We start from the raw sequence: 23,827 nt of genomic DNA on the forward strand, positions 1-23,827 counted from the left end.
AACTTTTCACACCCTCTTATTTGAAATCCTGGGTGAACCTACAGAAAATGCCAAAGATTATCAATTTACTTCTGTGGAAGTGAAAGAAAAAGCATTTCGGTTTGATGGAATTTTTATAGCAGATAGTCCAGAAAAACCCATTTATTTTGTAGAAGTGCAGTTTCAACTAAAACCGGATTTTTACTGGGAATTAATCGCCGAAATCAACATTTATCTCAATCAATTTAAACCTGTACAAGATTGGCAAGGGGTAGCATTATTTGCGAAACGGAGAGGGTGTTTGAAAAGTCTAATTTATTACTTGCAAGGGCGACTAGAAGTCGCAGCTACACAGACGGAACCCACCTTCGTGGGTTCAAAAGCCTTGATTTTTCGTTAGTCCACGCAGGTGGACTTTGTTTGTGTAGTAGCGATTTCTAATCGCCGGAAACTTTTCAAACATCCTCTTAGATGTAGGAGAATTGACTGCTTATCAACAAGAATTGATGAATAGTGGGAGAATTAAACGAATTTATTTAGATGAATTACCACCGGGTTCAATTGGGATGGGGTTAATTGAGTTAATTGTCAGTAAGGAAACACAAGCACCAGAATTAGTGAAAACCCTTTTGGATAGAACTAAGACAGAAGTTGAGAATCACAGAGAAAAACAAGGTATTATAGAATTGTTAGAGACTGTTTTATTGTCCAAATTTTCACAATTAAGCCGTCAGGAGATAGAAGCAATGTTTTTAGTGAGTGATATTAAGCAAACAAGAGTTTATCAAGAAGCAAAGCAGGAAGGTAGAGAAGAAGGTAGGCAGAATGGTGAGATGATCTTAGTGATACGTCAGTTATCGAGAAGATTTGGAAAGTTAAAAGATGTTTACGTCGAAAACATCAAAAGTCTGAACATAGAACAACTGGAAAAGCTAGGAGAAGCATTGTTGGATTTTACAGATATTAGTGATTTGGAAACATGGTTAGAATCTGAGATAGACAAGTAAGTTTATTTAATTGTCAGAATCAGGATGTCCAGGATTTGAGGATTCACAGGATGTGGGTTTAAAGTATAATGATAAATTATAGGACTCCTATTTGATTTTTGAACACAGAGATCCCCGACTTCTCGAAGAAGTCGGGGATCTGAAACCCTTATCGGTTACAAATCAAATATGATCGCTATATGACTCCTAAATAAAATCTGCTAAACAACTACCTAATTTTAAATTTTCTATATTTTCAAAATCACTATCATAGGTAAATAAAATTAAATCATGTTGAATTGCTGTAGATGCAATCCAAATATCATTAGTAGGTATAGGGTTTCCTTTTTTTCTCAATTGAGAATAAATGAGAGCATAATATTCTGATGTTTTCTTATCTACCGGAAATATTTTTACTCTAGGAGATTCCATAAATTTATCTAATTCATAACGATTAATTTCTGGTTTATTTCCTAATGCAAAACCTCCTAGTAATTCTCCAAGGATGATAGAATTGATGGCAATAATATCTACATTTGCAATTATTGTAACTGCTTCATTTTGATTACGTTTAAAAGCAGTATAAGCATTAGTATCTAGTAATATTGATTTTATTGCCATAACTTTTGATCAATTTCATTAAATTGTCGCGTATTAAGTAAGAATTGAGTTTCATCTTCTTTTGTCCATGTTCCAGCAAGATAATCTAAATCATGGTAAGGATAGGAATTAGAAAGATGTTTGTCTGAAGTTTCCAAGGTTTTTGAATGCTTCATATTATTTATTTTACCACTAAATTCTTTTATCCATTGATAAAGGTTATTGAGTTCTTGTTCTGGTATTTTGTCAATTTCTGCTTGAATCAGTTCTTTCATGGTCATGGCTTTTACTCCTGATGGGAATTGATTATATTATTATATCGTAACAATTAATTTGTCAGAATCAGGATGTCCAGGATTTGAGGATTTACAGGATTTTAGGTTTGGGTTGAGGTTTTTCGGATATGAGGATGTTTGTGATGGGGGTAATTTTTTGGATATTATTTGATTAATGATCAAAATTCTCAGTTCATAACCTATCTATTCTGCAAATAAAGCTTCTAAATCTTGACGACCATTTACGACTCTAAGAATTTCAATATTATTATCAACAACTTGATAAAAAATGATGTAACCATTGAAAGGAAGTCCACGCATTCCCTGTCTTATATATTCGTAACTGCGTCCCATGTTAGGAAATTGCAGTAAATTTTCGCACTTTTTTGTGAAATCTTGAAAGAGAATTTCTCCCGCTTCAATATTTCTGTTTAAAAAGTATTCAGAAATCCTGTCTAAATCTCGAATTGCTAGAGGTGAAATCAAACATTGATTCATTTTTTCTCCTCACGCGCATGACGAAATTTTGCCTGTATATGTTCAACAACTGTTTCTAAAGGAACTCCTTCCCCTCTTTCTAATTCTGCTGCGGCTTCATTAACTTTAACTCTCACATCTTCTACCCAGTCTTCATATTCTCGTTGTTTTTCTTGTAAAAGTTGTAGAGCTTGATTAATTACAGCTTCAGCATTAGGAAATCTCCCTTGAGCTAACTGGTTTTGAATAAACTGTTCTTGTTCTGGTTTTAGGGTAATATTCATTGTCTATTTCCTATAACTGATAATTTTCATTATAAACCTTGATACAATACAATCTAGAGCAGGGAAACCCCGCCCCTAGGGGAGATTTGCTGACTGGCTCTCACAAAGAGTGCATACCCCTATGCTCAAACTCTTACTCTCTGCGCCTCCGCGCCTCTGCGTGAAAAAAAATCATACCTTCCCTGATTACCCAATCCCCAGTCCCCAGTCCCCAAATTAAACGTCTTCCGCAAAAATAAAGCGATATAACTCGCTAGGATCTGGTTCAGGACTACTTTCAGCAAATCTCACAGCTTCATCAATTACAGCCTGAATTTTCTTTTCCACATCTTTCAATTCTGCTTCTGTGGCGAGATTTTGTTCCAGCAAATAACCAGCTAACTTTTTAATCGGGTCACGGGCGAACCAAAATTCCTTTTCTTCCTTGCTGCGGAGTTCGTCTGGGTCAGCGAGAGAGTGACCCCGGAAGCGATAGGTCATGGCTTCGATTAAAGTTGGACCTTCACCAGCACGGGCGCGGGCTACGGCTTCTTGTGCCACTTGACGCACGGCTAAAACATCCATTCCGTCCACTTCCACACCCACCATGTTAAACACACTGGCTTTTTTGTATATCTCTGGTTGGGAAGTTGCTCTTTCGTGAGCCATACCGATCGCCCACTTATTATTTTCTACCACAAAAAGAATCGGCAATTTCCATAAAGCTGCCATATTCAATGTCTCGAAGAATTGACCGTTGTTAGCAGCGCCGTCACCAAAGAAACAAGCGGTTACTTGGTCGGCGGTTTTGTCTCCCAACACTTCTCGACGGTATTTAGATTGGAAAGCCGCACCAGCAGCCACAGGAATACCTTCCGCTACGAAAGCATAACCACCTAGTAAACGATGTTCAGCAGAAAACATATGCATTGAACCACCGCGCCCTTTGCTGCAACCTGTGGCTTTACCAAATAATTCTGCCATAACTTCGCGGGCGGGGACTCCGGCGCTCAAAGCATGAACGTGGTCACGGTAGGTACTGGAAACGAAGTCTTCACCGGGACGCATTGCACCTTTAATAATGCCGCTACAAACTGCTTCTTGTCCGTTGTAGAGGTGGACAAATCCAAACATTTTTCCTCTATAGTACATTTCGGCACATTTATCTTCAAATAAACGTCCTAATGTCATATCTTCATATAAGCCTAGTCCTTCTTCTTTAGTGATTTGGACTGTGGCGGTATTAAATGCGGGTAATGTGCGCTCTTGAGCCATGCTGGTGAAGTATTCCTATTGTAAAAGTTAAAGTTAAGTTTGTCTTTGTTTACGTTAGCTATAAATTAGCCGGCGTTGACAAAATTAATTTATCAAAACCTATTTTATATGGTAACAATCAGGATAACTGTCTTTCTGCATAGGGATTAACAATTGAGTGAATGAAGCTGCATGAAATAAGATTTTAAGAATAATTGAACGCAGATGAGCGCGGATAGACGCAGATATGATAATTATTTGCAGCAACCAACAACGAACAACTGACCACTGACCACTGACAATTATTTCCCTGTGAGTTTCACCAGTCCGATTCCACCGAAGTATAGTCCTAAAACTGCACCTGCTAAAAGACTTTGGGTGAGAGGGTCGGTGGAAGGTGTGAGTATTGCTCCTAATACTACTGCTGCCATGATGACATAACGCCAGCCCTTTAACATGATTTTTGAGGAAACGATTCCCAAGGTGGCCAGCAAGATTTGAATGACGGGAACTTGAAATGCCAGTCCTGTGGTGAATAACAATAACAGCACAAAATCAAAATATTTGTCAATTGACCAAAGTTGCTCTACGACATCAGCACCATAGTTAATGAAGAATTGCAATGCGGCAGGGATGAGTGCAGTGTAGGCGAAAATTAAGCCACATACAAATAATATGCTTGAACCTAGCACTACGGGAATGACTAACCGCCGTTCGCGCACGGTGAGACCAGGAAGTACAAATTGAATGATTTGATAAAGAATGAAGGGTGTGGTCAGGATTAAACCACCATAAGCGGCAACTTTCATAGAGACAAAGAAAAATTCTCCGGGGGCTAATTGCAGGAATTTTACGCCGTGAGCAGGAATTTCTAGTAGCTGGACTAGGGGTTTAACTACGATAAAACAACCGATAATACCCACTACCACTACTATGAGGGAATAGAAAATTCTTTGTCGCAACTCTTCCAGGTGGTCAAAAATGGACATTTCTACTTCACCTGGTAATTCATCTAGGGGGTTAATAGATGGTTCTGGGTCTGAGTTAGGGGATTTGATTGTATCTACGTCTTGTGAAGAGGTCATGAGTAAGAGGAGTGGGAATCTATTAGGCAATCTTTGTTCACTATTCTATAGGGAATAGGTCTGAAAACTCTTGAAGTTGTCAGTGAGTCAGGAAAATGACTGTATTTATTCTTGGTAATATTTATATCTTTAAATTTTATTTTTGTATTTATAATTATTTTCTTTAGAAGTATTAATTATTACAATAATTTTTCCGAGCATGATTAACTTATTACTACTTAATAAATAAGTAGTAATTGATAACTCAGTATGAGCCAGGAAAATATTAACTAGCTATATGGCTTGTGATGATTGATTTTTTCATGATTACGAAGAAATAATCTCCCCTGGTGAGTAGATGCAACTGTGTTTTAGATTAGGTTTTTATTTGATGACGGATAATATTTATTTTTGTTTCTGGTCAAAAAAAGATTTTTTTGTCCGGGTTTTTCTCAGAGAATTTGTATAGATGGAAAGAACGTTATCTTGTGGCTAAATTAACTCTACCAGGGGGGTAGGAGTTAATCTAGCAGTCATGGATCTAAATCTGGATTTGTGAATTAATTAGGAAAACAACTTGTTTATTCATTCTGAGATAAATCAAAGATGTAGTCTGGCAAAGTCCAAGACTAGTCTAGATTAATCTTTGTCATGAATAGACAGAATATGCTAATGCTCTTTAAGTTTGCATTGTTTGTGGTGTCTTGTTTGATGCTACGGGCAGGTTTTTTATGGCAATTTTAAGAACCATTAGCTGATTCATAAGTTTTCACAATTGATCAAGATGATGTTGTTGATTACGCAATAGCATTCTGAATTGAATTTTGATATGAAAACAACAATTAGTTTAGGACTAATGGTATTGTCGGTCTATCTGTACAATTCCAGTGCTTGTTTTGCAGGGAACAAGCTGTCCATGGAAAATGTAGGGGCAAGAGTCGGAAATTATACTCAATCACAGTTAGTGGCGGATATGTCTGCTAGAGATGAGCAATTAGGTGATTGTATTCGTAGGGGTAGATGCAGGGATTAATATGCGAGGAATTTACACTTACCGGATATTTCTGTAATAATTGCAATTGAAGCTACGTAATTAGGTTTGACTAGATTTGTCAGAACATCAAGTTTTTTACCAACTTTGAATATTCTGTTTTGGGTAGCTTCTGTAGAGGGAGTGATTTAATTGTTGTGGCGGTTATCAGTTGGATGCAATGCAATTCAGGGTGGGGAAACCCCGCCCCTACTTTTTTATGTTATCAGTGTAAATTTTGATACAGTTAAATTGTTCTGAGGACTGGGTTGGATATTCCTGTAAAGAAAAAGATAAAATTAGTTGTGTTTCTATACCAAGTTATTGCGGATATGTCTGGTCTTCCGTTGTAAAAGAGATTGTGACAGATGATGTTGTGACTATTACAGCGTGAATTGAATTTTTTATGGTTCTTAATTTAGAAAGATTTTATCAGGCTTGTAATCCTTCCCGTCCCTTGATGATTGAGAATGTAGACGACCGGATGTATTATATTGATTTCACTTCAGTCCGGGGTGGAAAGATCATTGAAGCTCTGCTGCGGACTATTACTAAGATCTCTCCAAATACGCCAACCTGTCAGTTATTTACAGGACATTTGGGCTGTGGAAAATCTACGGAATTATTAAGACTCAAGGCTGATTTGGAAGCGCAGGATTTTCATGTTGTCTATTTTGAGTCTACCCATGTTTTAGAAATGGTAGATATAGATGTTACAGATATTCTGTTAGCGATCGCTGGTTTGGTGAGTCAAGACTTGGAAGCGATGAAGCTGCGTGTCCAACCTAGTTACTTTACTAAGTTGTTTGGGGAGTTGGTAGATTTTCTGCAAACGCCTTTAGAATTGGGAGTAGAAGCCGAATTATCTGTAGGAATTGCCAAAATTACGGCGAAAACTAAGGAAAGTCCTCAGTTACGCAGACGGTTAAGAGACTATCTAGAACCACGCACAGAGAATATCTTACAATCAATTAATAAAGAACTGTTAGACCGGGCTAATTTGGAGCTAAAAGCCAGGGGTAAGAAGGGATTGGTGGTGATTGTGGATAACTTGGATAGGGTGGCGGTGCGTCCTTTACCTTCTGGGCGATCGCTCCCCGAATACTTATTCATTGATCGAGGAGAACAATTAAGAAGATTAAATTGTCATATAGTTTACACAATTCCCTTGGCTCTGACATTTTCCAATGATAGCGCCCAACTACAGCATCGTTTAGGAGGCGGAGTCGCACCAAAAGTATTACCGATGATTCCCGTACGTCAACGTTGTGGAGAAATTAATAGCGTAGGACTCGGATTAATGCGCCAAATGGTATTAGCCAGAGCCTTTCCTGATATCTTACCAGGCGATCGCTTAAATTTAGCTACTCAATTATTTGATAATTTGGCAACTCTGGATCGTTTATGTCTGATTAGTGGTGGTCATGTCCGCGACTTATTAGGATTACTATTTGACTGTTTGCGGGAACAAGATCCACCTTTTGATCACAAATGTGTGGAATTAGTCATTCAAAGACAACGAGATTACCGGGCTAACGCCATTGATATGGAAGAAAGTGAATTAATCTTTCAAGTAATTCAAGATCAACGAGTTAGAGGCAATGTAGAGTACGATATTTTATTACGCAGTTTATTCGTATTTGAATATCGTGATCATCAAGGAGTTTGGTTTGCACTCAACCCAGTTTTAGCAGAGATAGAGAAATTTAAATTATGCTTAAAAGACAGCAAGCAGAGAATATAATCGCTGCTAATCAACAGTCTCTACGTAGTTTAGAAAGAGCAATTACCTTTTCTAAAAATCAGTTTTCAGTTATTTTACTATGCTGTAACTACAAATTTCTGCGAGATATTATCCAGCGGCAACTAGCAATCAATGGTTGGGGAAATGAGCGCATTCAAAGTATTTTTTTAGATAAAAATACTACAAGTTTATATACAATAATTCAATCACAGATTACCATCGCTCAACCCGCTGGATTAATGATTATGGGGTTTGAATCAATCTATGGCATAGATGATCTCCTGCGTTCCATTAATCAAGTCCGAGATGAATTTCGTAAACGCTATCAAATCCCGATAATTTTTTGGGTAAATGATGAAGTTTTACAAAAAATCCTGCGGTTAGCTCCCGATTTTGCTAGTTGGGCAGCTACACCAATTAGATTTGAAATGACTTCCATTGGATTACTAGAATTTCTCCACCAAGAAACCGACGATTTATTTACGAGAGTTTTACAAAGTAATTATGCTCAAACTAATCCTATCACCTTAGAACAAGTATGGATTAGCAGTGATCAACTGCATTATGCAATTCAAGAATTATACGATAGGGGGATTGGAATCGAAGCAGAATTAAATGCTAGGTTAGAATTTATTTTTGGCATAGATGATTATGTCAATAATCGGATTGATTCTGCCTTAAATAACTTTCAGAAAAGTTTGTGTTTTTGGCGTTATCAAGAAGATTTAGAGCTAACAGAATATGCAACTAGTAGAACAGCAGAATTATCTAATTCATCCTATGCCGATCTTTTAAAACAATCCATCTTATTATTTTATATTGGATTATGTTGCTGTCGTCTTGCCGAACAAAACTCTAAGTCGAGAGAAAGATATTGGCAATCAGCTAAAACATATTTTCAGCAATGTTTACAAACATTTGAAATCGCTGGACGGATAGATTTAGTTTCAGAATTTATTGAACAACTATTAGAAGTCTTATATAGTTTAAAATCATGGGCAGCATTAGAAGTCGTCGCTAAAAAATCCCTAGAATTACATCAAATATATGGTCGAAAAATTCAACTAGCTTGTGATTATGGTTTTTTAGCGCAGGTAGCCGTACATAATTCAAACTGGATACAAGCTAGTATTTTAGCGCATATATCATTACTACAATTGGAAACAGAAAAAAAACACCCAGAATCAAATCATTATTTATTTCCTCTGATCTTAGAACAAATTTATTTATTAACTTTAGCAAAAGCCCTCAATCATCTCGGACAAATAACAGTAGCAAAAGAATATATAAGTACGGCATCTCAACAACTGTCATCAGCTTTAGAAAACAGTGAACATCAATATGATGCCCATCGTTATATTCGCTTATTACATAATTTAAGATCATTATACTTTGAAATAGGACACTATCTGCAAGCCTATATTATTAAACAAAAACTTCGGTCTGTAGAACAACAATATGGTTTTGTCCCCTTTATTGGGGCTGGACGGTTACAACCTCAAAGGCAAGTCACCAACCCCACTTTAATATCTACATTTGGTAGTAATAGTATAGCCTTAGAAATTGCCGCTTCTGGTAGAGAATCTGATGTTAATCACTTAATTGGCAGAATTAGTCGTGCAGACCAAAAATTAATAGTTATTCATGGACAGTCAGGTGTTGGCAAAAGTTCTACCGTTACGGCTGGCTTAGTTCCCGCACTACAAAACCGCGCTATTGGTGATCAAATTCCTGTACCAGTTGTCCTCCAAGTTTATAGAGATTGGTTAGGAGAATTAGGAAAATCTTTTACCAAAGCTATGTTAGAAATGGGGAAACCATCAGCCATTGAAACAGAATCTCGATCTAAGTTTTGCCCTCTGACCACTGCTAATGACATTTTACAACAATTACGAGAAAATGCAGATAATCATTTAATTACAGTTTTGGTTTTTGACCAATTTGAAGAATTTTTCTTTGGTTATACAGATTTTCACGAAAAACAAGCATTTGATCAATTTATTAGTAATTGTTTAGGTATATCTTTTGTGAAAGTTATTTTAACTTTGCGCGAAGATTATTTACATCGCCTTCTAGATTTTAGACATCTCTCATCAATTGATGCAATTAATAATAATATTCTTGATAAAAATATTCGTTATCAACTGAACAACTTTTCTCCTGACAATGCCAGAAAAATCATTCAAAAGTTAGCTGAACGTTTACATTATCAATCCCAACTCAAATTAGAACCAGATTTGATTGATGCTTTGGTTGCAGATTTGTCTTCAGAACTGGGTGAAGTTCGTCCAATAGAATTGCAGTTGGTAGGCGCACAATTACAAGATAAATATATTACTACGCTTGCACAGTATGAACCCTATCGTCCCAATAAGTTAATTCAAACATATATTCAAGAATTAATTAAAGAATGTGGCAAAGAAAACGAACGAGCTGCGCTCCTAGTTTTATACTTATTAACCGATGATAATAACAAAAGACCTTTTAAAACCCGCGCAGAGTTAACATTAGAACTCTCAGAGTTGGAAGACCCTAGTAAATTAGAGTTAATTTTAGATATTTTAATTCGCTCTGGGTTAGTTGTGATATTTCCCAATGTTCCCGAACGCTATCAATTAATTCATGATTATTTAGTCAGCTTAATCCGTTATTTACAACAACAAGAATCTGGATTGCAAACACAAATTAATACATTACGGGATAAAGTTAGAAATAGCTATCAAGAAATTGAGCGTCTTAAATGTGAATTAAGAAAAACTCAAACCGGTGTTAGTTTAGAACATATCCAACATCAACAAGCAGATAATTTACTGGCAGAATTACGAGAATTACGCAAGCGAGAAGAAGAAAGTCAAACGGAAATTGAACATTTGCGAACAGAATTAAAAGAAAAAGAATTGATTGCAAAATTAACCGACAGCCAAGAAAAACAACGGTTGAGTGCGATTAGATTAAATATTGCCCTCAAAATAGCCTTAACAGCTTCTATTATTGCTATGTTTGGCTTAGCTACTTCTGTGATTACGTCCACAGATAGTGAAATGAAAACCCTAAGTGCGTCTAGTGAGGCTTTATTTGCTTCTGAAAAAGGTATTGATGCTCTTAAAGAAAGTTTAAAAGCAGGAAGAAAATTGAAAAAAACTCTATGGAGAAATACTTTTACTCAAGAAAAGGTATTAACTGCACTGTATCAAGCGGTTTATGGAGTCAAAGAACGTAACCGCTTAGAAGGTCATTTATCGGGGGTGAGAATGGTGACATTTAGTGCTGATAGATCTTTAATAGCTTCAGCTAGTGCAGATACAACAATTAATCTTTGGAATCCTCGTGGGATTTTATTAAGGACTCTATCAGGACATGACGATGTGGTAAATAGTGTGTCTTGGTCACCTGATAGTCAAATGTTAGCTTCTGCTAGTCAAGACAAAACAATTAAACTGTGGAATCGAGAAGGTAAACTCCTAAAAACTTTACTTGGTCATACATCTGTAGTAAATAGTGTCAGTTTTCATCCTCATGAAAAAATTATCGCATCTGCTAGTACAGATCAGACTATAAAATTGTGGAGTCAAGAAGGTAAGCTACTCAAAACTTTAGTAGGTCATAAAGATGCGGTTTTAGCTGTAGCTTGGTCTGGTGATGGTAAAATTCTTGCTTCTAGTAGTGCTGACAAAACAATAAAATTGTGGAGTCGAGAAGGTCAGTTACTCAAAACTTTATCGGGGGATAAAGATGCTGTTGTCGCTATAGCTTGGTCTCCTAATAGTGGAATTCTTGCTTCTGCTGGTATGGATAAAAAAATCAAATTATGGAGTCGAGAAGGTCAATTACTCAAAACTCTTTCTGGACACAGCAGCGGTGTTATTAGTGTTGATTTTAGTAATGATGGACATACTCTGGCATCTGCGAGTATGGATGAAACAATTAAAATTTGGAGTCTTGACGGTAATTTACTAGAAACTCTCAGAGGGCATAATAGTTGGGTAAATAGTGTCAGTTTTAGCCCTGATGGACTAACTCTAGCATCTGCTGGTAGGGATAAAAATATTATTTTATGGCGTTGGAATAGTCTGAATTTGCATCATTCCCAAACTAATGATGATTGGGTGACAAGTATTAGTTTTAGTCCTGATAGTCATGCTATTGCTGGTGGTTGTCTGGATAAAACAATAAAAATCTGGAATCGAGATGGTAAATTACTAAAAATATTCACGGGTCACAATGATCAAGTGTGGGGTGTAGCGTGGTCGCCTGATGGTAAAATTATCGCCTCTGCTAGTAAGGATAAAACAATTAAATTATGGAGTCGAGATGGGACTTTACTCAAAACTTTAAATGGTCATACTGATATAGTTTTAGCTGTGGCGTGGTCGCCTGATGGTAAAATTATCGCCTCTGCTAGTAAGGATAAAACAATTAAATTATGGAGGCGAGATGGGACTTTACTTAAAACTTTAAATGGCCATACTGATGCTGTTAATTGGGTGAGTTTTAGTCCTAATGGTAAATTTCTAGCCTCTGCTAGTGATGATAAATCAGTAAAAATATGGGCAAAAAATGGGGAAATTGTCAAAAATTTAACTAGTCATACTCGCAGGGTAAATGGTGTAGCATGGTCGCCTGATGGTAAATTATTAGCTTCAGTTAGTCTTGATAGTACGGTTAAAATTTGGGGTGAGAATGGTATATTACAAAAAACTCTGATGGGGTATGGTGATGGTTTTATTAGTGTTAACTTTAGTCCAGATGGTCAAACTCTCGCAGTAAGCAGTGATAATAAACTCAGGTTGTGGAACCGAGAAGGTGTTTTATTGATGATGTTAAAAGGTGATTCTGAACAGTTGAGTAGTGTTAGTTTTAGTCCAGATGGTCAAATATTGGCTGCTGGTACTGATAAAGATAATGTAATTTTACGGAAGTTGCCAGATGTTAAATTAGAAAGTTTATTGAAAAGTAATTGCCATATTTTAAAAGATTATCTATTGTATAATTCAACTATGACTAGAAAAGATGGCTATAAAGAGCAAAGTTATCGCACTTTGTGTGAAAATGATTAAGTATAGCAATTCTCATTTTGAAAAAAATCAGGTTAGAATTGCGGATTATATGTATTACGCGGGGAAAAATGTCTGAATCACGGATTAGACGGATTGCGCTGATTTCACGGATTTTAGTGCCTTTTATCATAGCAAACAACCTAATCCGCCCAATCTTTTAATCCCTATAATCCGCGATTCTGACTTTGCTGGAGGCACATCTCCGGATTCGTTAAGAATTGTAAAACCATCAGAATGTAAGGATTAAAATGTCATGAAACCTTAAAATGAGAATTGCTGGTTAAGTAGGTTAGCATTGAAAATCGTCGTTATGGCAAGGCAAGAGTGAAGAGGGTTTGGGCGATTTTACGTTTCTTTACACAGATTGGTTTTATTGTGTTCACCTACTTAGGAGCATAATTCGTAATTACTCTTTTTAACTATTTTTTTAAGTAATCAAAACCCGTTATAACTATGCAAATTAATTTTTTACCAGATGATATTACTGTCAATGCTGAGGTGGGAGAACTTTTGTTAGATGTCGCGGAACGGGCTGGGGTATCAATTCCTACGGGTTGTCTGATGGGGACTTGTCACGCTTGTACTGTCGAGTTAGATGATGGGGAAGTTATTCGGGCTTGTATTACCGCAGTTCCACCGGGAAAGGAGAAGTTGACGGTGCATCTTTTTAGTGATCCAACTTGGTAATTATGTTTTGTTTCGCGCAAAGATGCTAAGAAGCAAAGGCGCAAAGAAGAAACAAGTCTGTATATAAGCAAAATAGGTATATAGTATGTCTAGCAATGGTTTCTTGTCAAGGATTGTGCTATTTAATACACTATCACTTTACCAGATTTAATACTATTCTTATCTTCTTCTAATTCTTCCTCCTGACTCCTGACTCCTGACTCCTGACTCCTAGCCCTCACAGACAACTTTTTCAGCAAGCCCTAATTACTTTCGGGTGTAGGTGTTTCTGTGAGAGTTGGTTCTTCTGTTGGTTCGGGTTCTGGGGGATTTTCTGCGGTTAGGGTAAGTTGATAATCTACGGATTCTGAGGCTGTGGAAACAACAACAAATTCATAAAATCCTTTTTCTGGTAATGTTGCAGATATCGTCCGTGTTTGAGAGTCTTGTAGTAATGGGTTTTTCCCAGAGGGGGAATAAATTGAGAGTAAAACTTTGGAATTTGCTTCTAGTTTCACTTCCATATTTTGATCTTTGGCTAGTCCAACGATAAAAACTTTACCTTTTCCTGGTTGGAGAGTTCCACTCACTGTTTTACCTGTAGTACCTTCAGGAAAGACTATTGTTTGCAATATGCTTTTGTCAAGAATGGCGTTAAGTTGATCATTGACAAATGCGTACCAAACTTGTCCAATGGGTTGTTTAATAAAACTTTTACTCTTTTGTTCGGGAAATTCACTGAAAAAAGCTGCATCACCTAAATCATATAAAGACCGACTACCAACGTTGATTTGATTGATTTGAGCTTTCCATGTGGTGGGTTCATCCCCAGTATAATTTCCCAGTTGACGGCGGGAGTCAGAAGTGAGGGCTGATAGCTTTTCTAGGACTTCGGCGGCGGTTTGATCCCATTCTGCCCTTAAATTTTCATCTTCTGGATTATCACTCAGAATACGCCCCTTTAAATTGGGATATTTTTCGCGGAAAAGTTGGTTCACCAGCTTAACATAAAATTGATAATTTATATCTAATTCTTCACGGAGAATGCTCAATTTTTGTTTGCGTTGTCTTTCTTCCGGTGAAAAAGTTACTTCTGTTTTTGCTGTTTCGGTGGAATGGGGACTGGGTAAAATTACCGGGTTATTTCCCTGTAAATTGTTGGTAGGGGTTTTAAGTTTTTGCCAATATAAATAACTCCCAATAGTCAGGACAAAAACGAGAATCAAAACATTTTTTCCCGTCCAAATACCTGGTTGGGGAGGAGTGGGAATCATCAAGGGTTCAGGAACGGGGATTTTCGGGGGAGAAATAGCAACTGTAGCAGATGTGGGGGGTTGAGTTTGCGGATAGCTAACAGATTGAGGATTGAGGACTTGGAGAACTTGACGGGCGGTTTGATAGCGTTGGTGTAACCCGCCGTAGGCATCGCTGGCAATTGGTGATAACATTTTATCTATGATTTCTCCCAGCGCGGAACTGAGTCTGATTTCCCGTCGCCATTGCCAAGTAAAATTATAAGTATCAATTAATTCCTGGGGTTGTTTACCTGTCAGTAAAACTAAAACTGTGACGGCTAAAGCATATAAGTCACTGTGGGTGGACACCATACCAGTTTGCATCTGTTCTGGGGGTGCAAATCCTATTTTTCCTAACAAAGTGCCATTTGTGGGAGATGCTATTCCCCCTGTTTGGTAATATTGAGAGGCGACGGTGGCGGCTACTTGTTTAACACCTCCAAAATCAATTAATACTGGTAATTTATCACTACTCCGAAGCATTAAATTATCAGGAGAAATATCACGATGAATCACCCCCAGGGCGTGAATATATTCTAATACTGGTAAAATTTGCTGTAATAATTGGCGGATTTCTATTTCTGTGAATTTTAAACCTTGTTTTTGCCGATTATTTAATAAGGAATTATAAGTTTCACCATCTATATAATCTTGAACTAGAAAAAGACTTTCTTTCCCTTTTAAGTTGATGCGTAATAGTTCCCGAAATCGGGGAATTTGAGGATGTTGTAATTTGTAAAGTACACTTGCTTCTCGCTGAAAAAGTTCTTCGGCTTTTTGGACAATGTAGGGAGTTTGTACCTGGGGAGAAAATTCTTTTAAAACACAAGCTTCTCGAAAGCGGTTCAGGTCTTCTGCTAAGTAAGTTTTGCCAAATCCTCCTTGACCAATTTGTCGAATAATAACATAGCGATCGCCTAAAGTTTGTCCCGCTTGAATACCTTGATTTCCAGATGTCGGTACGCTGCCAATTCTGTCTCCACATTGGAGACAAAACCTACTACCCGACGGATTTTTATGCCCTTGAGAACAGTATATATTAGTCATTGGTCAGTTGTCAGTTGTCAGTTGTTAGTTGTCAGTTGTCAGTTCTGACAAATTACCCATTACCTATTACCAATTACTTATTTTCTACTTTATCAGATGCGATCGCATACCAGATTTGTAGAAAGGTTTTTTGATTTAGTTTGCCACGTTCTTGGACAGGAAACAAGGAATCAAAAGTTTGATATGTATCTGCGCATAAATCCTGAAAAGATTTATAATTACCTAATTTTCCCGCTTTAGCTAACTGTTCCCAGCGTTGGGAATCCTGTTGACTATAACTACCTATTTTCTTTCTAGCAGGTTCAGTTAAATTAGCCTTTTCTAGATTATTTAATAACTTATTAGCTATACCATTCCATTGTGATCTCAAAGCTGCGTCTTCGGGGTTTTGAGTTAACTTACGGTTGTTTAGTTCTGGGTTTTCGGCATAAAAAACTTCATTAACGGTGTTAGTAAAAAATATGGGAGCAATTTCTAACTGTTGTAGACGACTAAACACCTGTTGAATAGTGCGATTAGCTTGATTTCTTTCATCTTCATAATCATACTTAGATGGGATTTTGGGAAGTTCAACTTGCGGAAATTTAATTGAGGTTATTCCCTTAACTGCAAAATTTCCTAAAGCAAACATACCCGCACCTGTTGACAACATTACCGTAGTCATAATAAAGCTGACCATAAAAGGCCGCAACCATTTTGGCATGGGTATTTTCTGAACAAACAAACTTGTCTGATTGTGGACACCACCATGAATACTGCGAACGCGCTTTATTCCTGGTGCTACCACCTGTGTTTTCAACTTAGTAATATAGGGATTGGGATTATTGTTAGAAGTTTGCATAATCTGTGGTGTAGATGAGGTAGATGGTAAAGGTAGATCTTTAATAACTTGTTCGGCTTTTTGATAGCGATCGCTTGGCTTATATGCCAACATCTTTTTTAAGACAGTCTCTAACTTGGGACTCACCTTAATTTCCTTCCCCCAAAGCCAAACCCCATTAAAGCTATCATAAAGTAAATGTGGTTCTTTCCCGGTGATTAATACCAAAGCCGTCACCGCTAACGCATAAAAGTCACTGTTTTTATAAACTTTTCCCTGAAGTAACTGTTCTTCTGGTGCGTATCCCTTCTTACCCAACAAAGTCGCATTTACAGCCAGTTGTGTCCGCCAAAAACCCTGAGAAGCTGGTAACTGTTTAACCCCTCCAAAATCAATCAATACGGGCAAATTATCACTTTGGCGCAAAATCAAATTATCCGGGGAAATATCGCGGTGAACTATATCTAAAGAATGAATATAAGTTAGCACAGGCAGAACATTATGCAATAAATTAATCACCTCCTCCTCGCGAAAAGACTTCCTCTGACCTTGGCGCTGTGCAAATAATTGGTCATAATTATCACCCTCAATATAATCTTGCACCAAAAAGAAGAAATCCTTAGTCCCAATTTTGGCGGAAAAAGAAGCATGAAACCGGGGAATTTGGGGATGTTGGATTTTTTTGAGGACACTTGCTTCCCGTTCAAACAGTTCCTTAGCCTTTTGTAACTCCTGGGGTTTGACAACATTGGGGGCAAATTCCTTTAAAACGCAAGTTTTTCGAGATTTTTGCCGATCAATCGCTAAATAACTGCGGCCAAAACCACCTTGTCCCAATATCCGCGCAATTTCATAACGATTATCAATAACTTGTCCCACCGTCAAAGGTAGTGCTTCACCGCATTGAGTACAAAAACGATGACCGCCATTATTTATGTGTTGTTGACTGCAATATATTTGCATGATCCGGGGAGATGAATGGAGAGTTATGAATGGCTACACAAGGAACGAGGTAATTTACGTTCCCCTAGCATCTGAAAACCAAGATCTTTATGGTAATTGTCAGATTCTAATTGTGCCATCCTCGCTACTACTAGCAAGAAATTTTTGATCTGCGCTAATAGCCGCTTCCACCGAACTTGGATCCCAATGCAAAAACTACATTCACGGGTAATTCTTTAAAAATTAAGTAACTATCAAAACTGTCTATACTTATTGCTGGCTTAATTATGTATTTATCCTCAGATGCTTTTGTTGTTTATTATATCCATATATTTACCAGAAAATGAAGTTACAATTAAGGGCGGGGATACCCCGCCCCTACAGTCAATCTTGCCGAAATCAATGGCAATAACTAACTTGAAAGCTTAACTAGAAGTGTCTTACTTCTTAGATTCAGCAATGGGAACCCACTCAGTGTGGAAAGATCCTTCTTTGTCAGTTCGTTTGTAAGTGTGAGCACCGAAATAGTCTCGTTGTGCTTGAGTTAAGTTTTGTGGCAAGCGATCGCGGCGGTAACTATCGAAGTAATCTAAAGAAGCACTAAAAGCAGGTACAGGAATACCCAACTTAGCCGCAGTCACAATTACTTCCCGCCAAGCAGCTTGTCTATCCAAAATTGTTTGCTTAAATTCAGGTGCTAACAACAAGTTAGGTAAAGCGGGATTTTCGTCAAATGCTTTCTTAATCTTATTCAAGAAGCCGGCGCGAATAATACAACCACCCTTCCAGATGCGAGCCATTTCGCCCAAATTCAATTCCCAATTGTAAGTTTTGGAAGCTGTGGATAACAGCGCCATACCTTGGGCATAAGAACAGATTTTGGAACAATACAGAGCATCCCGCACCATGTTCACAAAAGTGGCAATATCACCACCATACTTAGCATTAGGGCCGGTGATTTGCTTAGAGGCAGCAATCCGTTCGTCTCTAATGGAAGAGAGAATCCGGGAATTTACCGCCGCTGTAATTGTAGGGATAGCTACACCCAATTCCAAAGCAGTTTGTACAGTCCAACGACCAGTTCCCTTTTGACCGGCTGCGTCAACAATCAAATCAACGAGAGGAATCTTGGTGTCTGGATCTACGTAGGGGAAAATATTCGCGGTAATCTCAATCAAAAATGAATTGAGTTCGTCAGTTGTATTCCATTGAGCAAATACTTCGTGGAGTTGTGCTGCACTTAAACCAGCCACATTTTTCAGTAAGTCGTACGCTTCTGCAATTAACTGCATATCGCCGTATTCAATACCGTTGTGAACCATTTTTACATAGTGTCCAGAACCACCAGGACCAATGTAGGTGACACAAGGACCATCATCAACTTGAGCGGCAATTTTGTTGAAAATGGGGGACAGGTATTCATAAGAGCTTCTTGTTCCACCGGGCATGAGGGAAGGACCGTTTAAAGCTCCTTCTTCACCACCACTGACACCCATACCGATATAGCGTAAACCGATGGGTTCTAATTCCTGAGTGCGTCTATCGGTGTCTTCAAACCAAGAGTTACCACCGTCAATAATGATATCACCCTCTTGAAGTAAGGGCTTAAGCTGTTGGATTACTGCATCAACAGGCTTACCAGCTTGCACCATCACCAAAATTTTGCGGGGACGTTCCAATGAGGCGACAAATTGTTCCAGGCTAAAAGCGGCTCTAACGTTCCGTCCTTGGGCGCGGTGCGCCATGAAGGCATCGGTTTTTTCACGGGAGCGGTTGTAAACTGCAATTGGGAAGCCATTTCTTTCTACGTTAAGTGCGATATTTTCGCCCATAACCGCTAATCCAATCACACCAAAGCTTTGTAGTGTCATAGTTCAGTTTAAATCTTTTGTTTGGGTTTGGCTCTTTCTCTTGCAGATCCTTTCTCTTTAAGGGTAGTCCGAGATTTTGGCTTCACTCCTAAAGAAGATATTAAGAGTTTTTCAAGAATTTAAGAAATTACCGTGTCGGTTCGCCATAAACAGTTTGCCAATATTTTACATAGGTTTTTGTGACCAATAATAGGTTTGTTTAGGAGTCAGGATAAACAATCAATTATGATGGTTTTTCTTGATGGGTATAATTAGCTACGTTTAATGCCAAATCGGCATCTGCGAGTTGAAAACATAGGGATAAATGCAATTTTAGTTCAGAAGTATAGATAGAATAAACTTGTGTTAGCCAATCATGTTTAATCGCTAAAACCTATACATCTCATGGATTTTGCTAATTTTGCATCCCAGTTAAATGCCGGAACGATTTTACCAGAGGGAATCGTCATGATTACCCTCTTGGGGGTTTTGATTGTTGATTTAATTTTGGGACGGACATCTGCACGCTGGATTGGATATCTAGCTACCCTCGGTTTAACAGCCGCGATTATTGCTCTATACTTCCAATGGGATTCAACTAACCCCATTGCCTTTACTGGTAGCTTTAATGGTGATGACCTGAGTATTGTCTTTCGGGGAATTATCGCCCTGTCTGCAATGTCAACAATATTAATGTCAATTCGCTACGTTGAACAAAGTGGTACGCCTTTAGCCGAATTTATTGCCATTTTGATGACTGCGACTTTGGGAGGAATGTTTTTATCCGGTGCTAATGAGTTGGTGATGATTTTCATCTCCTTAGAAGCCTTGAGTATTTCCTCTTATTTGTTGACAGGTTATACAAAACGTGACCCCCGTTCCAATGAAGCAGCGTTGAAATACCTGTTAATTGGTGCTTCCAGTACAGCGGTGTTTTTGTATGGTGTCTCCCTGTTGTATGGGTTATCCGGTGGACAAACGGAACTAAGTGCGATCGCTCAAGGTATCGCTACAGCAAATGTTGGTCAATCCCTAGGTTTAGTAATTGCTCTGGTTTTCGTAATTGCGGGTATTGGTTTCAAAATCTCCGCTGCACCCTTCCACCAATGGACACCGGACGTTTATGAAGGCGCACCAACTCCAGTTATCGCTTTCTTATCCGTTGGTTCTAAAGCCGCAGGATTTGCCCTGGCTATCCGTCTCTTAACTACCGTTTTCCCTATGGTGGCAGATGAGTGGAGATTTGTTTTCACTGCCCTTGCAGTGCTGAGTATGGTACTGGGTAACGTTGTCGCCCTAGCTCAAACAAGCATGAAACGGATGTTAGCTTACTCATCCATTGCCCAAGCTGGGTTTGTGATGATTGGCTTAATTGCGGGAACTGATGCCGGCTATTCCAGTATGATTTTCTATCTACTGGTATACCTGTTTATGAACCTGTGCGGCTTTACCTGTGTGGTATTGTTCTCTCTGCGAACAGGAACAGACCAAATTTCTGAATACTCTGGTTTGTATCAAAAAGACCCACTTTTAACACTGGGTTTAAGTGTCTCTCTCTTATCCTTGGGTGGTATTCCCCCACTAGCCGGATTTTTTGGGAAGATTTACCTATTTTGGGCAGGTTGGCAAGCTGGTCTTTACTGGTTAGTTTTACTCGGTTTAATTACCAGTGTGGTTTCTATCTATTACTACATTCGTGTAGTTAAGATGATGGTAGTCAAAGAACCTCAAGAAATGTCCGACGTGGTGAAGAACTATCCCCAAGTGCGTTGGGATTTACCAGGACTGAGACCTTTACAAGTGGGTTTGATAGTAACTTTAATAGCTACTACCATTTCTGGAATCTTATCCAATCCCTTGTTCACTTTAGCTAACAATTCTGTTACTAACACTCCCATGTTGCAAGCAGCAAAAGTTGTCAGTACACAAGTTAGTGTTATTACAAATAACGAGTCACAGGAATTGTAATTTATTCCTAAATAATTGCTAATGGGTAATTGGTAATGAAGCTGGTCTTCAATATTCAATTGCCCATTTTTGTTGTTAAACAGCAACAATACCAAACTTACAGCAAATTGTCATCAAACCCGGAACAAAAACCCCACCCCCAACCCCCTCCCCGCAAGCGATGAGGGGGCTAAGATGTACCTTATATGATTGGAAATCGCTGTATGTGAGGCTTCACAGAATTATGAAATTCATTGGACATCTCCAGAAATTCAATATGCGTATCCTAGAACCCTTGTAGAGACGTTCCTCATGTAGGGATTCTCGGCTCTACAATCTTTTCTGGAGATGTCTATTAATTCATCCGTCTTTAGGTGTGTTTATCTGCGTACATCTGCGGTTAATAATTTTTGAAATCTTATTCTATGTAGTTTCATTTTAATCTGGTATTACCAAAGAGAAAATTACTTAATTTTCTGTTTAATGAAAGTCACAACTTGATTAAGCTGTTTCTTCAAGTTATCAATTTCTCCTTGCATCTTGATAATTTTATCATTTAGTAATTTGATCTCAGCAGATGAATCTACGGCATTTATAGCGACTGGGACAGGTTGTTTATTTGCAGGATTAACTGGGGGTGTATTTAAGTCTGGACGTTCCTTTTTCGACTTCAGCATTGCTGACTTGATAGCGCCAATGAGTTGCTTTTGATCAAAAGGTTTGCCTAAAAATTCAAAATATTCAAATGGCTCTACAAATTTTTCCGTTACCTCTTCCTTCCGTCCTGACATGATTACCAAAGGAATTTTCCGCAATTCTGGTTGAGCCTGGATTTTCTGGAAAACCTCCCAACCACTCATTTTTGGCAACAAAAAATCTAGCATGATCAAGCTGACTTTTTCCTTGAGGATGAGATTGTATCCTTCTAACCCATCCTTGGCTTCTATCACCTCAAAATTACCTGGTGGTAACATTTCTCGTACTTTTACCCTGACAACGGTAGTGTCGTCAATAACTAAAATTTTGTTACTTGCCACAACTGATTACTCTACTAAAAATTTTATGTTTAGATGGCTGGTTGCCGACTGCTTTTAGGAATTCTCTCACTATATCCAAAATTTATTTAGATTGGGGAGGAGTATTTGATGACATAAATTTCCGAAATCACAGGAGTTGTAGGAAACTCTCACTGATGTTTTGATCAATTTGTATCATAGTTGTGTAGACTACACACAACTAATATCCTGTGTAGTGGAAGATTTATGAATCTAACTTCATCTGAGTTCGGTGTTAGCAGTTTCTCCTGCGGAGACGCTACGCGAACGGAGTTTCTCCTGCGGAGACGTTACGCGAACAGAGTTATGATTTTTTCAACGAGATCATCAGGGTTTGAGACTCATATTTGGGGCAGTTTTCCAAAAATTATCTTATGTCGAACTCAGGTAACTTCTCAGTTTGGGGTATATTCTGGAATTACAGTACCTCTATGTAAATAGTCATTACGCGCTCTTACTTTTTGCCTAATTAACAAATCGTTATATGAATTCTCCACAACAAGTTGATATCAAGTCAGAAATTATGACTATGCCTAGCTGGTTGCGTCGCCCCATTGGCAAAGCCAGTGAAATATCTACTGTCCAACGTATCATTAAGCAGCGACAAATTCACACAATTTGTGAAGAAGGGCGTTGTCCAAATCGGGGTGAATGCTACGCCCAAAAAACGGCGACTTTTTTATTAATGGGTCCAACTTGTACCCGCGCTTGTGCTTTTTGTCAGGTAGATAAGGGTCATGCGCCAATGGCGTTGGATGGGGAAGAACCCCAAAAGGTGGCAGAATCAGTACGGCTTTTAGGGTTGCGGTATGTGGTATTAACTTCTGTCGCCCGTGATGACTTGGCTGATGGGGGGGCTGGTCATTTTGTGAGGACAATGGAGACTATTCGCCAGATGAATCCCGATACTCAAATTGAGGTGCTGACATCGGATTTTTGGGGTGGTGGGGGTGTGGCAGTTCAACGTCACAGTTTAGCCATGATTATTCAGGCTCAACCGGCTTGTTTTAACCATAATGTCGAAACAGTCGGTAGGTTAACTCCAACTGTGCGCCGAGGGGCAAAATATGAGCGTTCGTTGGCTGTATTAGCCACGGTTAAGGAGTTGAATGATCAGCTTCCTACGAAGTCAGGTGTGATGGTGGGACATGGAGAAACTATGGAGGAATTAATTGAGACTATGGCGGATTTGCGATCTGTAAAATGCGATCGCCTCACCATTGGTCAATATATGCGCCCTTCTTTAGATCATCTACCTGTTAAAAAATATTGGACTCCGGCAGAATTTACAGAACTGGGGAATATAGCCAAGGAAATGGGCTTTAATCACGTCCGTTCCGGCCCCCTGGTTCGCAGTTCCTATCACGCGGGGGAGGAGTAGGGGCAGGGGGCAGGGGGCAGGGGGCCGGAACGGACGTGATTAAAGCCCATTTCCTTGGCTATATTCCCCAGTTCTGTAAATTCTGCCGGAGTCCA

The 23,827-nt window shown here is 38.5% G+C and carries 18 protein-coding genes; 8 read left to right on the forward strand and 10 right to left on the reverse strand.

The features are described 5' to 3' along the window. Together PN471_RS06650 and PN471_RS06655 are read left to right on the forward strand one after the other, a co-directional pair. Window positions 1-379: DUF2887 domain-containing protein (locus PN471_RS06650; RefSeq protein ID WP_271776167.1), on the forward strand; the 379-nt coding region annotated here is incomplete at its 5' end. Window positions 380-461: 82 nt separating this feature from the next. Further along, window positions 462-986, forward strand: a complete 525-nt coding sequence (locus PN471_RS06655) for a DUF4351 domain-containing protein (RefSeq protein WP_271776168.1) — start codon at window positions 462-464, stop codon at window positions 984-986. 186 nt (window positions 987-1,172) lie between these two features. Here the strand turns inward: PN471_RS06655 and PN471_RS06660 are convergent, their stop codons facing one another. The 6 genes from PN471_RS06660 to tatC all read right to left on the reverse strand — a co-directional run bounded on the left by PN471_RS06660 (window position 1,173) and on the right by tatC (window position 4,919). Next, window positions 1,173-1,586 carry a type II toxin-antitoxin system VapC family toxin gene (locus PN471_RS06660; RefSeq protein WP_271776169.1) on the reverse strand — a complete coding sequence of 138 codons (414 nt, stop codon included), beginning with the start codon at window positions 1,584-1,586 and terminating at the stop codon, window positions 1,173-1,175. After that, window positions 1,577-1,846 (reverse strand): hypothetical protein, encoded by a 270-nt coding sequence (locus PN471_RS06665; protein ID WP_271776170.1) that lies wholly within the window; start codon window positions 1,844-1,846, stop codon window positions 1,577-1,579. Before PN471_RS06665 ends, PN471_RS06660 begins: the two co-directional genes overlap by 10 nt. A gap of 198 nt (window positions 1,847-2,044) precedes the next feature. After that, on the reverse strand, window positions 2,045-2,338 hold the full coding sequence (locus PN471_RS06670; protein WP_271776171.1) for a type II toxin-antitoxin system RelE/ParE family toxin: 294 nt from the start codon (window positions 2,336-2,338) through the stop codon (window positions 2,045-2,047). Next, on the reverse strand, window positions 2,335-2,601 hold the full coding sequence (locus PN471_RS06675) for a type II toxin-antitoxin system ParD family antitoxin (protein ID WP_271776172.1): 267 nt from the start codon (window positions 2,599-2,601) through the stop codon (window positions 2,335-2,337). Before PN471_RS06675 ends, PN471_RS06670 begins: the two co-directional genes overlap by 4 nt. 216 nt (window positions 2,602-2,817) lie before the next feature. Continuing rightward, window positions 2,818-3,855 carry a pyruvate dehydrogenase (acetyl-transferring) E1 component subunit alpha gene (pdhA, locus tag PN471_RS06680; RefSeq protein ID WP_271776173.1) on the reverse strand — a complete coding sequence of 346 codons (1,038 nt, stop codon included), beginning with the start codon at window positions 3,853-3,855 and terminating at the stop codon, window positions 2,818-2,820. A gap of 281 nt (window positions 3,856-4,136) precedes the next feature. Then, window positions 4,137-4,919: a twin-arginine translocase subunit TatC gene (gene tatC, locus PN471_RS06685; RefSeq protein WP_271776174.1), complete on the reverse strand. Its 783-nt coding sequence runs from the start codon at window positions 4,917-4,919 to the stop codon at window positions 4,137-4,139. 808 nt (window positions 4,920-5,727) lie between these two features. Here tatC and PN471_RS06690 point away from each other — a divergent pair. The 4 genes from PN471_RS06690 to PN471_RS06705 all read left to right on the forward strand — a co-directional run bounded on the left by PN471_RS06690 (window position 5,728) and on the right by PN471_RS06705 (window position 13,416). After that, on the forward strand, window positions 5,728-5,931 hold the full coding sequence (locus PN471_RS06690) for a hypothetical protein (RefSeq protein WP_193897030.1): 204 nt from the start codon (window positions 5,728-5,730) through the stop codon (window positions 5,929-5,931). Window positions 5,932-6,334: 403 nt separating this feature from the next. Further along, the gene (locus tag PN471_RS06695) at window positions 6,335-7,672 is read left to right on the forward strand and encodes a P-loop NTPase fold protein (protein WP_271776175.1); all 1,338 of its coding nucleotides are present in this window, start codon (window positions 6,335-6,337) and stop codon (window positions 7,670-7,672) included. Then, the gene (locus tag PN471_RS06700) at window positions 7,642-12,729 is read left to right on the forward strand and encodes an nSTAND1 domain-containing NTPase (RefSeq protein WP_271776176.1); all 5,088 of its coding nucleotides are present in this window, start codon (window positions 7,642-7,644) and stop codon (window positions 12,727-12,729) included. Before PN471_RS06695 ends, PN471_RS06700 begins: the two co-directional genes overlap by 31 nt. 453 nt (window positions 12,730-13,182) lie before the next feature. Beyond that, on the forward strand, window positions 13,183-13,416 hold the full coding sequence (locus PN471_RS06705; protein ID WP_442867137.1) for a 2Fe-2S iron-sulfur cluster-binding protein: 234 nt from the start codon (window positions 13,183-13,185) through the stop codon (window positions 13,414-13,416). A gap of 242 nt (window positions 13,417-13,658) precedes the next feature. Here PN471_RS06705 and PN471_RS06710 read toward each other — a convergent pair whose 3' ends face one another. From PN471_RS06710 to gndA, 3 genes are all read right to left on the reverse strand, one after another. Then, window positions 13,659-15,737: a serine/threonine-protein kinase gene (locus tag PN471_RS06710; RefSeq protein WP_271776177.1), complete on the reverse strand. Its 2,079-nt coding sequence runs from the start codon at window positions 15,735-15,737 to the stop codon at window positions 13,659-13,661. 73 nt (window positions 15,738-15,810) lie between these two features. Continuing rightward, window positions 15,811-17,520 carry a serine/threonine-protein kinase gene (locus tag PN471_RS06715; protein WP_271776178.1) on the reverse strand — a complete coding sequence of 570 codons (1,710 nt, stop codon included), beginning with the start codon at window positions 17,518-17,520 and terminating at the stop codon, window positions 15,811-15,813. Window positions 17,521-17,939: 419 nt separating this feature from the next. Next, entirely contained in the window at window positions 17,940-19,370 is a 1,431-nt protein-coding gene (gene gndA / locus PN471_RS06720) for an NADP-dependent phosphogluconate dehydrogenase (protein ID WP_193898928.1), read from the reverse strand. A gap of 384 nt (window positions 19,371-19,754) precedes the next feature. On the opposite strand from gndA, the gene PN471_RS06725 reads away from it, so the two are divergent. Continuing rightward, entirely contained in the window at window positions 19,755-21,317 is a 1,563-nt protein-coding gene (locus PN471_RS06725) for an NAD(P)H-quinone oxidoreductase subunit N (protein WP_271776179.1), read from the forward strand. A 443-nt stretch (window positions 21,318-21,760) separates the two neighbouring features. On the opposite strand, the gene PN471_RS06730 is transcribed toward PN471_RS06725, so the two are convergent. Then, window positions 21,761-22,333 (reverse strand): response regulator, encoded by a 573-nt coding sequence (locus PN471_RS06730; RefSeq protein WP_271776180.1) that lies wholly within the window; start codon window positions 22,331-22,333, stop codon window positions 21,761-21,763. A gap of 502 nt (window positions 22,334-22,835) precedes the next feature. On the opposite strand from PN471_RS06730, the gene lipA reads away from it, so the two are divergent. Next, a complete protein-coding gene (lipA, locus tag PN471_RS06735; RefSeq protein ID WP_271776181.1) occupies window positions 22,836-23,732 on the forward strand; it encodes a lipoyl synthase in 897 nt (298 codons plus the stop codon). Window positions 23,733-23,827 lie beyond the last annotated feature (95 nt).

It is taken from the genome of Aphanizomenon sp. CS-733/32, from assembly GCF_028330045.1.
In the GTDB taxonomy this organism is placed as follows: Bacteria; Cyanobacteriota; Cyanobacteriia; order Cyanobacteriales; family Nostocaceae; genus Dolichospermum; species Dolichospermum gracile.

Coding starts and splice junctions, on each gene's coding strand:
- PN471_RS06660 (WP_271776169.1), bottom strand. CDS start 1,586: ATGGCAATAAAATCAATATTACTAGATACTAATGCTTATACTGCTTTT.
- PN471_RS06665 (WP_271776170.1), bottom strand. CDS start 1,846: ATGACCATGAAAGAACTGATTCAAGCAGAAATTGACAAAATACCAGAA.
- PN471_RS06670 (WP_271776171.1), bottom strand. CDS start 2,338: ATGAATCAATGTTTGATTTCACCTCTAGCAATTCGAGATTTAGACAGG.
- PN471_RS06675 (WP_271776172.1), bottom strand. CDS start 2,601: ATGAATATTACCCTAAAACCAGAACAAGAACAGTTTATTCAAAACCAG.
- pdhA (WP_271776173.1), bottom strand. CDS start 3,855: ATGGCTCAAGAGCGCACATTACCCGCATTTAATACCGCCACAGTCCAA.
- tatC (WP_271776174.1), bottom strand. CDS start 4,919: ATGACCTCTTCACAAGACGTAGATACAATCAAATCCCCTAACTCAGAC.
- PN471_RS06690 (WP_193897030.1), top strand. CDS start 5,728: ATGAAAACAACAATTAGTTTAGGACTAATGGTATTGTCGGTCTATCTG.
- PN471_RS06695 (WP_271776175.1), top strand. CDS start 6,335: ATGGTTCTTAATTTAGAAAGATTTTATCAGGCTTGTAATCCTTCCCGT.
- PN471_RS06700 (WP_271776176.1), top strand. CDS start 7,642: ATGCTTAAAAGACAGCAAGCAGAGAATATAATCGCTGCTAATCAACAG.
- PN471_RS06705 (WP_442867137.1), top strand. CDS start 13,183: ATGCAAATTAATTTTTTACCAGATGATATTACTGTCAATGCTGAGGTG.
- PN471_RS06710 (WP_271776177.1), bottom strand. CDS start 15,737: ATGACTAATATATACTGTTCTCAAGGGCATAAAAATCCGTCGGGTAGT.
- PN471_RS06715 (WP_271776178.1), bottom strand. CDS start 17,520: ATGCAAATATATTGCAGTCAACAACACATAAATAATGGCGGTCATCGT.
- gndA (WP_193898928.1), bottom strand. CDS start 19,370: ATGACACTACAAAGCTTTGGTGTGATTGGATTAGCGGTTATGGGCGAA.
- PN471_RS06725 (WP_271776179.1), top strand. CDS start 19,755: ATGGATTTTGCTAATTTTGCATCCCAGTTAAATGCCGGAACGATTTTA.
- lipA (WP_271776181.1), top strand. CDS start 22,836: ATGAATTCTCCACAACAAGTTGATATCAAGTCAGAAATTATGACTATG.